We start from the raw sequence: 16,341 nt of genomic DNA, 5'->3' as shown, positions 1-16,341 counted from the left end.
AATCAGGTGCGACGATAGATTTCGGCACCGCTCTTTACGAACTCGACGGCCTTGACCTCCATTCCTTGCTTGAGGGCGGCTTCGTCGGTGAGCCCTTGCTTGGCGGCGTAATCGCGCACGTCCTGCGTGATCTTCATCGAGCAGAAATGCGGTCCGCACATCGAGCAGAAGTGAGCGACCTTGGCCGAATCCTTCGGCAGCGTCTCATCGTGGAATTCACGCGCCTTGTCCGGATCGAGACCGAGGTTGAACTGGTCTTCCCAACGGAATTCGAAACGTGCCTTCGACAGCGCATTGTCACGAATCTGCGAGCCCGGGTGACCCTTGGCGAGGTCAGCCGCGTGGGCTGCGAGCTTGTACGTGATGATGCCTTCCTTCACGTCGTCCTTGTTCGGCAAGCCAAGGTGTTCCTTCGGCGTGACGTAGCACAGCATGGCCGTGCCGTACCAGCCGATGGTGGCTGCGCCGATCCCCGACGTGATGTGGTCGTAACCCGGGGCGATGTCCGTGGTCAGCGGTCCGAGCGTGTAGAACGGGGCTTCGTCGCAGTACTCGAGCTGGAGATCCATGTTCTCCTTGATGAGCTGCATCGGCACGTGGCCCGGGCCTTCGATCATGACCTGCACGTCGTGCTTCCACGCGATTTGCGTCAGTTCGCCCAGCGTCTTGAGTTCGGAGAGTTGCGCTTCGTCGTTGGCGTCGTAGATCGAGCCGGGACGCAGACCGTCGCCCAGCGAGAACGCGACGTCATAGGCCTTCATGATTTCGCAGATCTCTTCGAAGTGCGTGTACAGGAAGCTTTCCTTGTGGTGTGCGAGACACCACTTGGCCATGATCGAGCCGCCGCGGCTGACGATACCCGTCATGCGGTTAGCCGTCATCGGCACATACGCGAGACGCACGCCGGCGTGGATCGTGAAGTAGTCGACGCCTTGCTCGGCCTGCTCGATGAGCGTGTCGCGGAACATTTCCCACGTCAGATCTTCGGCCTTGCCGTTGACCTTTTCGAGCGCCTGATAAATCGGCACCGTGCCGATCGGCACCGGGCTGTTACGCAGAATCCATTCGCGCGTTTCGTGAATGTGCTTGCCGGTCGACAGATCCATGACCGTGTCGCCGCCCCAGCGGATCGCCCACGTCATCTTGTCCACTTCTTCGCCGATCGACGACGTCACGGCCGAGTTGCCGATGTTCGCGTTGATCTTCACGAGGAAGTTACGGCCGATGATCATCGGCTCGGATTCCGGGTGGTTGATGTTGTTCGGGATGATGGCGCGGCCACGTGCGATCTCTTCGCGCACGAATTCCGGCGTGATTTCGGCGGGAATGCTGGCGCCGAAATGCTGACCCGGGTGCTGACGCGTGAGCAACTTCGCGAGACGCTCGCCTTGCGGGCCAGCGGCACGTACGCTTTCGATGTATTCCTGACGGCGCAGGTTTTCACGAATCGCGATGTATTCCATTTCGGGCGTGATGATGCCCTGACGTGCGTAGTGCATCTGCGTCACGTTCTTGCCCGCCTTGGCACGGCGCGGCGTGCGATGCAGGCCCGGGAAACGCAGGTCGGCGGTAGCGCTGTCGTTCGCGCGCTCAAGGCCATAGGCGGAGCTCAGACCCGGCAGGGCTTCGGTGTCGCCGCGCTCTTCGATCCACTTCGCGCGCAGCGCGGGCAGGCCGGAGCGGATGTCGATGGTTGCGTTCGGATCGGTGTACGGGCCCGAGCAGTCGTAGACGTAGATCGGCGGATTCTTCTCGCCGCCGAAGCTCGTCGGCGTGTCGGCTTGCGAGATTTCGCGCATCGGGACCTGAATGTCCGGGCGCGAGCCTTCGACGTAGATCTTGCGGGAATTGGGCAGCGGTGCGATCGCAGCTTCGTCCACGCGCGCGTTGGCTGAGAGGAACTTCGGATTGGCGTTCATGCAATGTCTCCTGGCGGGGCACGTGTTGACGCCGACAATTTCGGCGCAAAGCGGCTCAGGAGCATGAACGGGGGCGAGGAATTTCTACGCTCCCTGCGCTGGCATTATCCAGATCAGGTTCTAAGGGTATTTCTCACCCACAACTCACGTTGCAGGACCCCTGCGCTTAGCTTTGCGGCAACGATACACCGACCTGCCGGGCAAAACAAGCACGATGTGTCCCGAAAAACGTGAACTGAAAATGGTGCGGTGCGACATTCCGACGGGCGCTTCAACCGTCCTGCGCTATCCGCACCTCGCGTTGAAAGTCGCGCGGCATCAGACGTAGCGCATCGCGGAAAAAGCGCCGGTCGGGCGGTGGCAGCATCGGCAGTACACGACCGAGCGATTGCGCGGCGTGGAATGCCTGCGGCGAGTCGCCGTCCTGATGCAGCGCGAACCAGAGCATTTCGAACCACAGGTTGGCAAGCTGCAGCGGCTCGAAGCGAACGCGTCCCTCCTCGTGGTCGGCGAGCGTGGTGGCCACGACATCGGTCCAGCGCAGGAAACCCTTGGCGCGCGAGAAGGGGGCTCCAAACGGCTGGACGGCATCGAGAAACGCATCGACCGCGAGGGGCGTACTCGCGCGCAGCGTTTCCAGATCGGGATCGCGTCGAACGGGAACGGCACCGCGCGCAATGCGCAGCAGGAACACCGTATTCCAGACGGAATTCCCGCCGACGCCGAAGCGATCGCAAATCCACTCCGACAAACCGATCCACCGCAATGCCTGGCGCTGAACCTCGGCCGCGGCGAGTCTTCTGCCCGGATCGATCAGCGCCCCTTGCCAGAACAGCCAGAGCGACAGGCCGATGTTGGCGGCGACGTGCTGCGCCAGCTCGATGGAGTCGGCTTCGAACGCCGCTTGCAGGGCGTCCGAGAAGGCGGCCAGCGCGTCGGCGGCGGATTGCGCGCGGGCAGGCATTGGGCCATTGCGCGCGGCGTGCGATTTGTGCAGCAACGCCTGGAGATTGCGGCTCTCGAAGCGAATACGCGGGTTGTAGATGAGGCACGGGGCGAGCGATGCGTCGTCGCTGATACGTTGCAGATGCGCGAACGCCCCTGGCTCGTCACGCAATGCGTAGGCCTGCCATGCCTGCACGATCCAGTGCATGGCGCGTAACGTCGGTGAGCCGGGCTGGCTCGCGCCGAAGGTGGCCGCGAGTGTGGCCAAAGTCTGCTTCGTGCGCGCGGCGTCTCCCATGCGACGCCACACGATGGTCTCGGCGAGCAGCGCAATGCCACGCTGTACGTCGTCCACGGCGCACACCTGCGCCGCATGGAACGACGGGATCGCGCCCGTGCGCTGGCGTCTGGCTTCGCTGTGCGTCGTAGGCGGCGACGGCGCGAAGAACACGCCGTCCTGCATGTCGCGCTTGCCGAGCGTCAGGTGATGCCAGAACGCAATGTCCTGCATGACGTAATCGAGTGCGGGTGACTGAGCGTCGGGCGTGCTGTCCTGCGGCAAACCGAGAAAGGCAGCGATTGCGCGGCGCGGATCGGCGGGCGTCGTGTCGCCGATGACGACTTTGATGCGCGACATCTCGTGCGCGGCGAGCCAGAAGGGGCCTTTGCCACGTCCGCGCGTCGGCAGCAGACGCACATCGGCATGGCGGTCATCGCCCCAGCCGACCGCGACGTCCCATCGCGCAAAGTCCGAAAATGCGCGGCTGATGAGCATGCGCAGGTCACCCCGAGGCCTGCCTGACCGAACCGGACCTTCAGCGACGCAAGCGTCACCGGCGATGCCTCGAAATGCGCCGCGTAATAGACGCGCATCAGCAACCACAGGCTTTGGTATCGCACCGGTTGACCGTCGATTTTCTGCGGCGCGTCGAGTCGCACAACGAGTGCGGGAGCGAGCGACGATTCGGTGGTGTCGTTCATGTTGACTGAGTGACTCGGGCAGCAAGCTTGGCAGGGACCGGAGGCGCACGTTGTGGCGCGAACGGCGTGCGCACGTTCCACGAACTTGCGCAAGGGGCGAGCCGATGATACGGCGGTTACGTCGGTTACGGTAGCTTTGCTTTGCAGCTGCCGAAACGCACACTAAGCTGCAAACGCTTTCGAAAAAAAGAGTGCCTGGCCAGCGCGACTCGTATCGGCAGCGACGACGTTTCGACGTCGCCGCCACACCCGGCGTGTCATCCCCATGTCACCCACTATCTTCTTAAAAATAAGGATAACGAAATGAAACGAATTCTCTCTCACTGGTGTCGCGCGGCTGTCGTGCTGCGTCTGGCGTCGGCGGTCGTCGCGCATGGTCTGCTGCCCTCGCCAGCACACGCGCTGGAATTGTCGCGCGCGTCAGCCGCGGCAGCACCTTCCGTGGCAGCGCCCGTCCACGTGACCGAGCGTGCCGACTGGGGCAAGTTCTTTGCGGCGGAAAACGTGAAGGGCACGGTCGTCGTGCTCGACGGCAAGACACAGACGTATCAGGCGTACGACTCGGCGCGCGCCGAGCGGCGCATGTCCCCGGCGTCGACGTACAAGATTTTCAACAGTCTGCTGGCGCTGGAATCGGGTGCGCTGGACAACGAGCGCGAGACGATTCCGTGGGACGGCAAACCGCGCCGGATTAAGGCGTGGAATGCAGAATTGAATCTGCGCGACGCGTTTCGCGTGTCTTGCTACCCGTGCTATCAGGTCGTTTCGCACAAGATTCCGCGTGCGTATGCGCAGGCGAAGCTCGACGCCGTCGGGTACGGTAACCGGACCATCGGTCGGGTGAACGACACCTATTGGGTGGACGACAGTTTGCAGATCTCAGCGCGCGAGCAAGTCGACTTCCTGCAGCGTCTGGCGCGTGGCACGTTGCCGTTCTCCGCGCGTTCGCAGGACATCGTCCGGCAGATTTCCATCGTCGAAGCGAACGCCGACTATGTGCTGCACGGCAAGACCGGCTGGTTCGTCGACAAGAAGCCGGATATCGGCTGGTGGGTGGGCTGGCTGGAGCGTGACGGCAATCTGACGATGATCGCGCTGAACATCGACATGAACGGCGACGCCGACGGCCCGAAGCGCGCGCGTATCGTGCGTGAGGTGCTGAAGAACCTGAAGTTGATCTGAACGCGATACCGTGCGACGCGAACGTCGAATGACGTCGCGTCGCGCGTGTTGCCGGTAATTTGCCGACGTGTTTTACAGAGCGCGTCCGTGCTTAAGCGCTGCGGCGATTTCCGCGACGTGACGGCCTTGCGTCCGTGCAATCGTCAACTCGTTCTCGCTCGGCTGACGTGAGCCGTCGGCGGCGGCGAGTGTCGTGGCGCCGTAGGGCGAGCCGCCGGTGATCTCTTTCATGTTGGTGAGCGCAGGCTCGGTGTATGGCACGCCGACGATGATCATGCCGTGGTGAAGCAGCGTGGTGTGGAAGCTCGTGATGGTCGTTTCCTGCCCGCCGTGCTGCGTCGCGGTGCTTGCGAACACGCTGCCGACTTTACCTGCAAGCGCCCCCTTGGCCCAAAGGCCTCCGGTCTGGTCGAGGAAGTTGCGCATCTGCGCGGTCATGTTGCCGAAGCGCGTCGGGGTGCCGAAGATGATCGCGTCGTACTCGGGCAACTGGTCGACGCGCGCGACGGGCACGCTGGCAAAGGCAGCGCGTGCGGCCTTTGCGCCGCTTTTTTCCAGCACATCGTCGGGGACGAGTTCAGGGACCTGCATCACAGTGACGTCGGCGCTGGCGACGCTGCGCGCGCCTTCGGCGACCGCTTCGGCCATCTTGTAGATGTGCCCGTACATGCTATAGAACACCACCAGGATCTTGGCGTTGGCCATGGGATTCTCCTTTGGGGTCGAAAGATGCCGGCGTCGCGGACCGTCGGCCGCGCGAGGCGAGCCGTTCCATCATAGTCGACGCGGATGACGCTTTAGCGCAGACGTGGCACGCTTCAGCGCAACCGCGACCCTTTCAGCGCAGTCGCGATCCGATAAGGCAGCCCAGCGCCAGCGCGGCCATGAGCACCGTCACGCTCGCCGAAACACCGCCAGCCAGAGCGAGTCCTGTGGCCGCGAGCCCATGCGCCATCACGGCGGCAGGCACGAGCAGCGTGGCGCTTACGACGCACCAGCGCATGACATAGCGCCACATGAAGCGACTCACGATCTGCATGCGCGCGTCGAGTTGATGCCGCTGCCAGAAAGACAGATCGGCTGCCGCGTGGAAGAGCCACAGCGGGCTGAAGTATTTGATGAACAAGTCCATGACGCCGTACCGGAAGCACAATGCCCGCAGGGCGCGGGCATGTCGTCGAGGCACGATGGCGGGGCAGACGCCCGATGGCACAGTCACGCACTTGGGGGGAGTCGACGCACCCGCATTGTAGCAGGCGCTCACTTACTTTGATGTGTCGAGACCCATCCCGATCAGGCGGTTTTTTGCTGAATTTCGCTCAATGGTGCACAAAAGCCTGGTATCCGTTGGTTATTCCCATCATGTCAGGGCCGGTGGCCTGGCGTGTCACTTGCGTGGCTTGCCCGACGCGAGCGAGTGCGGCGTATTGGCCGTGATCTGCTGGATCAATTCCCAGACGGATTGCGCGGCGGGGGAGAGCGTTCGGTTCTTGCGGCGCACCAGCATGATGGTCCGGTCGATCTGCGGCGTGAGCGGCAAGGCCACGAGGCGGCTGTCCGCTTCCGGGCCGTTCGCCGACAGTCCGGGCATGGCGGGCAACGCCAGCGCAGGCATGATGCTGATGCCAATACCCGCTTCGACCATCCGGAAGACGGTGATCGCATGCCCGACTTCCTGTGCCACCTGGCAGTAGGCGCCATGTTCGGCCAATGCGCGGTCGATCAGCGGTCGGCTGCCGGACGCGTAGTCAAGCAACACCAGCTTCTCGCCATTGAGTTCGTTCCACGTCACCTCGGTTTGCTTCGCAAAGCGATGTGAACGGTCGCACACTACGAGGAACGGCTCGACCATGATGGGCTCGCCCACCAGATCGTCCGTGCCCTCCGAGGCGACAATCACGCCAAAGTCGACTTCACCATGTCGCACGCTGTCTGTGGCGAGCGTCTGAACCTGATCGCGCAGCATCAGGGTGATATCGGGATAACGGGCGGCACACGCCGAGATGCACTCGGGCATGAGATTCGCGGAAATGGTCGGCGCGCTGGCCACGCGTACGCGGCCGCGACGCTCTTCCGCCAACCCGTGCGTATCGCGCAGAGCGCTCTCCAGTTCGTCGAGCACCCGGGCGAGGGTGGCAGAGAGGCTAGCGCCCACTTCGGTCAGCGTGACCTCCCGCGTGGTGCGGTCCACCAGCTTGAGCCCGAGTTCTTGCTCCAATTCCCGGATGCAGCGGCTCACGGCCGGTTGCGTCAGGCCAATATCCTCGCCCGCGCGGCTGAAACTGCCGTGTTCGGCCACTGCGAGGAACACTTTGAGCTGGCGCAGCGAGATATTCATGCGTCTTTGGTATGAATAAAATTTTTAAATGAATTTGTATTTTAACTACCCTTGCGCTCTAATACGTAAAAACCCGTAGCGCGAGCGCACACTTCCGGTCACTTTCCTGTCACTTTTTGACGCCTGGGGCCTCAGGATCGACAGTCGACCTCGCGACGGCCCGTCAAGGCCGTCGCGTCCCGTGTTCGGGCGGAACGGGCTTTGTCATTTCAGACGTATCCGAGAGAGTATTCAAGAGCAACGATGGCCAGACCGCGTTTCCTTCCCGACAATTTCACGTTGATGCTGGTTGCTACCGTTGCGCTGGCCAGTTTTCTGCCTGCGCACGGCGAGGGCGAAGTCGCCTTCAATTTGCTGACCAACGTGGCGATTGCCGCATTGTTCTTCCTGCACGGCGCGAAGCTGTCGCGCGAAGCCGTGCTTGCCGGTGCGACCCACTGGCGTTTGCATCTGCTGGTGTTCGCCAGCACGTTTGTTATCTTCCCGATCGTTGGCGTGGCGCTCAAGCCCGTGCTGTCGTGGATGGTGACCCCGAGCTGTATCTGGGCATCCTCTTCCTATGCACGCTGCCCGCCACCGTCCAGTCGGCCATTGCCTTTACGTCGATAGCGCGCGGTAACGTGCCCGCCGCGGTGTGCAGCGCGTCGGCGTCCAGCTTGTTCGGCATCTTCATTACGCCGCTGCTGGTTGGTCTGGTGGTGATCCATCACGATGGCAACAGCGGCGCGTCGCCGTTCGACTCCATTGGCAACATCATGCTGCAACTGCTCGTGCCGTTCATTGCCGGGCAGTTGTCGCGCAAGGCCATCGGCAAATGGGTGGAGCGCAACCGCGGGCTGCTCAAGATCGTGGATCAGGGCTCGATTCTGCTGGTTGTCTATACCGCGTTCAGCGAAGCCGTGAACACGGGGCTGTGGCATCAGATTCCCCCGCTGGCGCTGCTGGGGCTGCTGGGCTGCTGCGCAGTCATTCTGGCGATCATGCTCGCAATCACGACGTATTCGGCACGCTGGCTCGGATTTTCGCGCGAAGACGAGATCACCATCGTCTTCTGCGGCTCGAAAAAGAGTCTCGCGAGCGGCATTCCGATGGCCAAGGTGCTGTTTGCGACTGGCCCGCTCGGCGCGATTGTCCTGCCGCTCATGTTGTTCCATCAGATGCAACTGATGGTGTGTGCCGTGCTGGCGACACGTTATGCCAATCGTCAACGTGCCGCTCAGGCCGCGAAAGCCGTGGCCGGTAAGGCCGCGCCCGGTGCCAATCCCGGCAAGCCGGAGAGCGGCAGCGCGAATGCAGGTGCGGGCCGCTGAACGCCCAAAGCGCCCGAACTGCGCGTTCTTCGGCGCATTCGCCTGCGTGTAACCTCTCGCGTTATTCGACGAACACGGCCCGGCAAGGGCCGTTGTCACACGTTGGTCGTGCGCAAGTGCTAGAATTGCGTCTGTTTCGCTTCTTGACGACCACCCCGGTCCGGCGGCGCCCGACGCATCTGTTACATGACAGACCCCTCTCGCGCCAGCCTTGAGCATGGCGCGCAGCGCCCCTTGAATCTTCGCGAGTGAGCTTTGATGCGGAAACCCTTCCGCGTGGCGGCCCCCGTTTTTTTAAAAGAGATGTCCCTTCATCATGGCTGATGTAAATGCTGTTCCGACCCCCGGCTTCGATAGCTTTGGGCTGCATGCGGACATCTTGCGGGCCATCGCCGAGCAGGGCTACACCCAACCGACCCCGATTCAGGCACAGGCCATTCCGGTCGTGCTGTCCGGTCGCGACGTCATGGGTGCGGCACAAACGGGGACCGGCAAGACCGCCAGCTTCTCGCTGCCGATCATCCAGCGTTTGCTGCCCGAGGCCAATACGAGTGCATCGCCCGCCCGTCACCCGGTGCGCGCGCTGATCCTCACGCCGACGCGCGAACTCGCCGATCAGGTGGCTGACAACGTCCGTTTGTACGCCGCTCACACGGCGCTGCGCAATACGGTGGTGTTCGGCGGCGTCGACATGAATCCGCAGAAAGACGCGCTGCGCCGCGGCGTCGAAATTCTCATCGCTACGCCGGGCCGTCTGCTCGACCACGTCGAACAGAAAACGGTGAACCTGAGCCAGGTGAAGATGCTGGTGCTCGACGAAGCCGACCGCATGCTCGACATGGGCTTCTTGCCGGATCTCCAGCGCATTCTGAATTTGCTGCCGAAGCAGCGCCAGACGCTGCTTTTCTCGGCCACGTTCTCGAACGACATCAAGCGGCTCGCATCGAGCTACCTTACGAACCCGGTCACGATCGAAGTGGCGCGTCGCAATGCGACGGCCGATACGGTCGAGCAAGTCGTCTACGAAGTGGATGAAGACGACAAGCGCGCGGCCGTGGTCCAGATTCTTAACGAACGCGACCTGAAGCAGGTCATCGTGTTCGTGAACAGCAAGATCGGCGCGAGCCGCCTGGCGCGCCAGCTTGAGCGCGACGGCATCGTGACGGCCGCCATTCACGGCGACAAATCGCAGAACGAGCGCATGCAGGCGCTCGAGGCGTTCAAGCAGGGCGGCATCCGCGCGCTCGTGGCGACCGATGTCGCCGCACGCGGTCTGGACATCACCGATCTGCCGGGCGTCATCAACTACGACCTGCCGTACAACCCGGAGGACTACGTGCACCGCATCGGCCGTACGGGTCGTGCCGGCGCGTCGGGGGAAGCGATCTCGCTGTGTGCACCGGACGAGCGCAAGCAACTCGTGGAAATCGAGAAGCTGATCAAGCGCGAACTCAAGCGTGGCGAATTGGTAATGGAGCGCCGCAATCGGTCGCGTGACGACCGTGGTGATCGCTATGAGCGCAGCGACCGCGGTGAGCGTGCGGAGCGTGGTGATCGTGGTGAGCGCCATAGCCGTCACGACGGCCTGCGCGCTGGCCGTAGCGGTGGCAGCACGCCGCGTCGCGTGCGTCCGGAAGATGAATTCTTCTACAAGCCGTACGAGCCGTCGCCGTCGGCCGGTGAGTCGCAGCGCGACCATCTTGCGTCGCACGACGTTGCTGCACCGACGACCTTCGGTGCGCCGTCGGAGAAGGCCCCTAAGCGTCAGGTCGCGGCACTGCTCGCAGGCTTCCCGCGCAAGGCACAGGACCGCTAATCTAAAGCCAAGTGCCGGGTGCGGTAGTCTCAGGTACCCTGCAGTGGTCGTAAAAAAGCCAGCGTACACACGCTGGCTTTTTTTCATTGGGCGGCCATATTCAGATCGCGCAGGACAGTCAGCCGACAATGTCAGCCTGCGTGTTGCGCTTGCCACGCGAGCGTGGCCGCCGCGTAGAAGTCGTCGCGATGGGAGATGTCGGCGAGTGCCGCTGGCAGCCCGAGGTGCGAGGCCGCGTCCTTGAGGGATGCGAGGACCGCGTCGGGTGTATCGAGCGACAGCGGCGCAGCACCGTTCTGCTTGCTCAGTTTCTGGCCGTCGTCGGCCATGACGAGCGGCACGTGCAGATAGCGAGGCGTGGGTGCGCCGAGGCAGGCTTGCAGGTAGATCTGACGCGCGGTCGAGTCGAGCAGGTCGGACCCGCGCACGATGTCCGTGATGCCCTGCAACTGATCGTCAACGACGACCGCCAACTGGTAGGCCCACTGTCCATCGGCACGCTTGAGCACGAAATCCCCGACTTCCGTCGCCAGATCCTGCGTCTGCGATCCCATCCAGCGGTCTTCGAAATGTATGCACGCGGCGTCGCCATCCGGCACGCGAAGCCGCCATGCGCGGGCCGTCTTGCCGTGCAGGCCGTCGCGGCAGGTACCCGGGTAAGCCAGTGTGCTGTGACGCGCATGCACGCGCGTGAGCGAGTCCGCGATTTCGCGGCGGGTACATCCGCACGGATAGACGTGTGCGCTTGCCGTCAGCGCCGCGAGCGCCTGCTCGTAAAGCGCATGACGACGGCTTTGCCAGACGATCGGTTCGTCCGAATGCAGGCCGAGACGCGCTAGCGTGTCGAGAATGTCGTCTGCCGCACCGGGCACGCTGCGCGGTTCGTCGAGGTCTTCCATGCGGACGATCCAGACGCCGCCGTGCGCGCGGGCGTCGAGCCAACTGGCCAGTGCCGTGACGAGTGAGCCGCGATGCAGCGGCCCGGTCGGGGAAGGAGCGAAGCGTCCGCGGTAGCCGCCAACGCGTGGGCGAGCCGACGATGTCGGCGCGTCGGTGGGTCCGTTGGCGCCGTGCGCCGAAGCCTGCGTCACCCGGGGGCTCAGGCCGACGTTGCCGTGACAGCCGCAGCGGTATGAGCGGTATCAGCGGCGATGGCACCTGCCTTGTCACCCACGCACGCCGGGCACTGCTCGCCCTCGATGTAATCGGGGCTGCGCTGGTCCTCGGCCGTCACCACGGCGCGGCAGGCGAAGCACTGTCTGGTCGTCGACGGGGCGAGGTCCGGCGTGAGTGCCGTGCGGTAGTCGAACACGAAGCAGTCGCCCTGATAATGCGCGCCGCCCACGTCTTCGAAGTACTTGAGAATCCCGCCGTCGAGCTGATAGGTGTGCTCAAGCCCGATGTCGCGCATGTAGATGGCGGCCTTCTCGCAGCGGATACCGCCGGTGCAGAACGACACGATGGTTTTGCCCTCGAAGTCTGCGCGATGTGCGGCGATGACGTCAGGGAATTCCGAGAATTTCGTGAGACGGTAGTCGACGGCGTTGTCGAACGTACCCACGTCCACTTCGAAGTCGTTGCGCGTGTCGAGCATCACCACCGGACGGCCTTCGTCGTCCTGTCCGGCGTCGAGCCAGCGCTTGAGCGTGGCGGGATCGACGCCCGGCGCACGTCCGTCTGCCGGCTTGATGACCGGCATCTTCATGGTGATGATTTCTTTCTTCTGGCGCACCAGCATCCGGCGGAACGGCTGATCGTCCGAGAGGCTTTCCTTGACTTCCAGATCGGCGAACCGGGCGTCGGCGCGCAGGCCCGCGAGGAAGGCGTCGATCGACTCGCGCGAACCCGCGAGGAACAGGTTGATGCCTTCGGGCGCGAGCAGGATGGTGCCCCTCAGGTCGAGCGCATTGCAGCGCTCAAGCAGGGCCGGGCGCAGGGTCGCGATGTCGTCGAGCGTGACGAACTTGTACGCAGCGATGTTGACGATAGACATGGCAACGAAATTCCGCAAAAGCGTGAAGCAATAAACCGCCATTATCGCCGATTCGGTGCAAGTTCGCGCTTGATTCAGGACAAAGCCGGGCAAATGAGGTGTGACGCAGGCTCCGCGCGCGGGACGCCGCGAGACAGCCCGCGCGCGCGGCGAAATCCGGCGACGCCGCGTTACAATACGGCCCATGTCAGAACCTCGCTTCGTCCACCTCCGTCTCCACTCCGAATATTCGATCGCCGATGGCATCGTGCGGCTCGACGACGTCGTCAAGGCCGCCGCCAAGGATGGTCAGGGCGCGCTCGCGCTCACCGACCTCGCGAACATGTTTGGAGCCATCCGTTTCTACAAGGAAGCCCGTGGCAAGGGCGTCAAGCCGATCATCGGCTGCGACGCCTGGATCACGAATCCGGCCGACCGCGACAAGCCCTCGCGCCTGCTGCTGCTCGCGCGCGACCGGGAAGGCTATCTGAACCTGTGCCAGTTGCTGTCCAAGGCCTGGCTCGGCAACCAGTACCGGGGACGTGCGGAGATCGAACCTTCGTGGTTACAGCCCGACGGTCTTGCCCGTGGCCTGCTGGCGCTTTCCGGCGCGCAGATGGGCGACGTGGGTGCAGCGCTGGCCGCAGGCAACCCTGATCTGGCGTTGCAATGTGCGAAACACTGGGAGAGCGTTTTCCCGGGCGCTTTCTACATCGAACTGCAACGCACTGGCCAGCAGGGCATGGAGACGTACGTGCAGCAGGCGGTGCAACTGGCGGCGAAGGCCGGGCTCCCGGTCGTCGCAACGCATCCCATCCAGTTCATGACCTCCGACGATTTCACGGCGCACGAGGCGCGCGTGTGTATCTCGGAAGGCGAGATGCTGGGCAACGCCCGCCGGGTGCGCCGTTTCACGCAGGACCAGTGTTTCCGTACGCAAGAGGAGATGCTTGCCGCGTTCGAGGATGTGCCTTCCGCGCTGGCGAACACCGTCGAGATCGCCAAGCGCTGTAACCTGACGCTCGAACTCGGCAAGCCGAAACTGCCGCTGTTCCCCACGCCGGACGGCATGTCGCTCGACGACTATCTCGTCCAGTTGTCCAAGGAAGGGCTGGAGACGCGTCTCGCGCAGTTGTTCCCGGACGAAGCGGAGCGCGACAAGCAGCGGCCCGAATATTACAAGCGGCTCGATTTCGAGACCGGCACCATCATCAAGATGGGCTTCCCGGGCTACTTCCTGATCGTGGCCGACTTCATCCAGTGGGCGAAGAACAACGGTGTGCCGGTAGGACCTGGCCGTGGTTCGGGGGCCGGTTCGCTCGTCGCCTATGCGCTGGGCATTACCGATCTCGACCCGCTCAAGTACAACCTGCTGTTCGAGCGCTTCCTGAACCCGGAACGTGTGTCGATGCCCGACTTCGACATCGACTTCTGTCAGGACGGCCGCGACCGCGTCATTCAGTACGTGAAGGAAAAGTACGGCGCGGACGCCGTCTCGCAGATCGCCACCTTCGGCTCGATGGCCGCCAAGGCAGCAGTGCGGGACGTGGGCCGCGTGCTCGATCTCGGCTACAACTTTGTTGACGGCATCTCGAAGCTGATCCCGTTCAAGCCGGGCAAACACGTCACCATCGACGACGCGCTCAAGGAAGAACCCCAACTCGCCGAACGTTTCCAGACGGAAGACGAAGTCAAGCAGCTGATCGAACTGGCGCAGCGGGTGGAAGGGCTCACGCGTAACGTCGGCATGCACGCGGGTGGTGTGTTGATCGCCCCAGGCAAGCTCACCGATTTCTGCCCGCTCTACACGCAGGGCAGTGGCGAAGACGCCAGCGGTGTGGTGAGTCAGTACGACAAGGACGACGTGGAAGCCGTCGGTCTGGTGAAGTTCGACTTCTTGGGCCTGACCACGCTCACGATCCTGAATTGGGCTGAGCGCTACATCAAGCGCTTGCATCCGGAGATGGCGGACTGGTCGCTCGAACAGGTCTCACTCACGGACCCGGCCGCGTTCAGCATTCTCAAGAAGGCCAACACGGTCGCCGTGTTCCAGCTGGAAAGTCGCGGCATGCAGGGCATGCTGAAAGACGCCCAGCCTGACCGCTTCGAGGACATCATCGCGCTGGTGGCGTTGTATCGTCCGGGCCCGATGGATCTGATCCCGAGCTTCTGCGCACGTAAGCACGGTCGAGAGAAAACGGAATATCCGGATCCGCGCGTGGAGCCGGTGCTTCAGGAGACCTACGGCATCATGGTCTACCAGGAGCAGGTGATGCAGATGGCGCAGATCATCGGCGGATACTCGCTCGGTGGCGCCGACTTGCTGCGCCGCGCGATGGGTAAGAAGAAGGCCGAGGAAATGGCCGAGCACCGTGAGATTTTCGCCAAGGGTGCTGCCGAGAATGGCCTGACGCGCGAAAAGTCGGACGAAATCTTCGACTTGATGGAGAAGTTCGCGGGCTACGGCTTCAACAAGTCGCACGCCGCAGCGTATGCGCTGCTGGCCTATTACACCGCGTGGCTGAAGGCCCATCACCCCGCCGAGTTCATGGCCGCCAACATGAGCTTGGCCATGGACGACACGGACAAGGTCAAGATCCTTTACGAAGATTGTCTGGCCACGGCCAACGGGCTGGGCGTGTTGCCGCCGGACGTCAACGTCTCGGCGTATCGCTTCGAACCGGCGGACTCGAAGACCGTGCGCTACGGTCTGGGTGCCATCAAGGGCAGCGGTCAGTCGGCCATCGAGGAAATTCTGCGCGCCCGCGAGGGCAAGCCGTTCACCGACCTCTTCGACTTCTGCGCACGGATCGACCGTCGCGTGGTGAACCGTCGCACGATTGAAGCGCTCATTCGCGCAGGCGCGTTCGATTCGATCCACGACAACCGGGCGCAGTTGATGGCGTCGGTGCCGATGGCGATGGAAGCGGCCGAACAGGCGAGTGCTGCCGCCAATCAGGTCAGCTTGTTCGATCTGGGCGACGAAAGCCTGCAAGCACCGCTGGAACTGGCCGACGAACCGGCGTGGACCGACAAACGCAAGTTGCAGGAAGAGAAGCAGGCACTCGGCTTCTACCTGTCGGGTCACATGTTCGATTCGTATTCGGACGAAGTGCGCCGCTTCGTGCGCACGCGCATTCGTGATCTGTCCGAAGGGCGTGATCGCCTCGTTGCAGGCGTGATCTCCAGCATGCGCACCATGATGACGCAGCGCGGCAAGATGCTGATCGTGCAACTCGACGACGGTACGGCCACGCTCGAAGTCACGATCTTCAACGAGCAGTTCGAAGCGAACAAGCACCTGTTCAAGGAAGACGAACTGCTGATCGTGCACGGCAATGCGCGACCGGACAGCTTTACGGGCGGCCTGCGTTTCACCGTCGAAAGCCTGATGGACCTCGGCCGCGCGCGTGCGCGCTTCGCCCGGGCGCTTAAGCTGTCGTTCAACGGCAACGCCGACTGGACGCGTCTTCGCGCCACGTTGCAACCGCACTGCACGATGTACCGCGTGGCCGCCACGGCGGGCGCGGGCGGTGGTGGCGGCTTCAATGGTGGCGGTGGGTTTAATGGTGGAGGAGGTGGAGGCTTCGGCCGACGCAACGGCAACGGCGATGGCGACGCGGATAAGCAAAACGGCCTGCCGGTGCATATCGTCTATCGCCGCACGGACGCCGAGTGCGAGTCGCGTCTCGGCGAGGAGTGGAAGGTACAGCCTGGCGACGAGTTGCTGGGCGAGCTCCGTCAGTGGCTCACCACCGACTCGGTACAAGTCGTCTATTGATGCATCGGTGCGCGCAAGGCGGCACCGGTTGGCTGCCTTTCGCTAACCGGCGCGTTGGTGTAGTGGCGCATTGCCTCATTGCGCCCATCGCCTGCCG

10 protein-coding genes, 1 pseudogene and 1 riboswitch are annotated in these 16,341 nt (G+C 63.2%); of the genes and pseudogenes, 4 read left to right on the top strand and 7 right to left on the bottom strand.

The window, feature by feature from the left end:
- Window positions 1-2: 2 nt before the first annotated feature.
- Window positions 3-1,919, bottom strand: a complete 1,917-nt coding sequence (gene thiC, locus NA29_RS19595; protein ID WP_039400731.1) for a phosphomethylpyrimidine synthase ThiC — start codon at window positions 1,917-1,919, stop codon at window positions 3-5.
- A 73-nt stretch (window positions 1,920-1,992) separates the two neighbouring features.
- Window positions 1,993-2,091: riboswitch (TPP riboswitch) on the bottom strand.
- 99 nt (window positions 2,092-2,190) lie between these two features.
- Entirely contained in the window at window positions 2,191-3,639 is a 1,449-nt protein-coding gene (locus NA29_RS19590) for a hypothetical protein (RefSeq protein WP_084103953.1), read from the bottom strand.
- Between the two features lie 509 nt (window positions 3,640-4,148).
- On the opposite strand from NA29_RS19590, the gene NA29_RS19585 reads away from it, so the two are divergent.
- Window positions 4,149-5,027 carry an OXA-62 family carbapenem-hydrolyzing class D beta-lactamase OXA-154 gene (locus NA29_RS19585; RefSeq protein WP_063861062.1) on the top strand — a complete coding sequence of 293 codons (879 nt, stop codon included), beginning with the start codon at window positions 4,149-4,151 and terminating at the stop codon, window positions 5,025-5,027.
- Window positions 5,028-5,099: 72 nt separating this feature from the next.
- Here the strand turns inward: NA29_RS19585 and wrbA are convergent, their stop codons facing one another.
- The 3 genes from wrbA to NA29_RS19570 form a co-directional block, all read right to left on the bottom strand.
- Window positions 5,100-5,732, bottom strand: coding sequence for an NAD(P)H:quinone oxidoreductase (gene wrbA, locus NA29_RS19580; protein ID WP_039400726.1), 633 nt, complete (start codon window positions 5,730-5,732; stop codon window positions 5,100-5,102).
- Between the two features lie 133 nt (window positions 5,733-5,865).
- On the bottom strand, window positions 5,866-6,159 hold the full coding sequence (locus tag NA29_RS19575; protein WP_039400723.1) for a hypothetical protein: 294 nt from the start codon (window positions 6,157-6,159) through the stop codon (window positions 5,866-5,868).
- A 255-nt stretch (window positions 6,160-6,414) separates the two neighbouring features.
- Complete coding sequence (locus tag NA29_RS19570; RefSeq protein ID WP_039400721.1) at window positions 6,415-7,365, bottom strand: LysR family transcriptional regulator; 951 nt, start codon at window positions 7,363-7,365, stop codon at window positions 6,415-6,417.
- A 315-nt stretch (window positions 7,366-7,680) separates the two neighbouring features.
- Between NA29_RS19570 and NA29_RS19565 the strand changes: the two are divergent.
- A pseudogene (locus NA29_RS19565) lies at window positions 7,681-8,675 on the top strand (bile acid:sodium symporter family protein).
- Window positions 8,676-8,991: 316 nt separating this feature from the next.
- Window positions 8,992-10,491, top strand: a complete 1,500-nt coding sequence (locus NA29_RS19560; protein WP_039400717.1) for a DEAD/DEAH box helicase — start codon at window positions 8,992-8,994, stop codon at window positions 10,489-10,491.
- Window positions 10,492-10,622: 131 nt separating this feature from the next.
- Here the strand turns inward: NA29_RS19560 and gluQRS are convergent, their stop codons facing one another.
- Together gluQRS and NA29_RS19550 are read right to left on the bottom strand one after the other, a co-directional pair.
- Window positions 10,623-11,468 carry a tRNA glutamyl-Q(34) synthetase GluQRS gene (gene gluQRS / locus NA29_RS19555; RefSeq protein ID WP_052253319.1) on the bottom strand — a complete coding sequence of 282 codons (846 nt, stop codon included), beginning with the start codon at window positions 11,466-11,468 and terminating at the stop codon, window positions 10,623-10,625.
- Window positions 11,469-11,590: 122 nt separating this feature from the next.
- Window positions 11,591-12,484: a sulfurtransferase gene (locus tag NA29_RS19550; RefSeq protein WP_039404043.1), complete on the bottom strand. Its 894-nt coding sequence runs from the start codon at window positions 12,482-12,484 to the stop codon at window positions 11,591-11,593.
- Window positions 12,485-12,659: 175 nt separating this feature from the next.
- On the opposite strand from NA29_RS19550, the gene dnaE reads away from it, so the two are divergent.
- A complete protein-coding gene (dnaE, locus tag NA29_RS19545; RefSeq protein ID WP_039404042.1) occupies window positions 12,660-16,244 on the top strand; it encodes a DNA polymerase III subunit alpha in 3,585 nt (1,194 codons plus the stop codon).
- The last annotated feature ends 97 nt before the right edge of the window (window positions 16,245-16,341 follow it).

Origin of the sequence: Pandoraea sputorum (genome assembly GCF_000814845.2) — a bacterium.
Taxonomy (GTDB): domain Bacteria; phylum Pseudomonadota; class Gammaproteobacteria; order Burkholderiales; family Burkholderiaceae; genus Pandoraea; species Pandoraea sputorum.
This window is presented reverse-complemented; position numbering and strand designations above follow the sequence as displayed.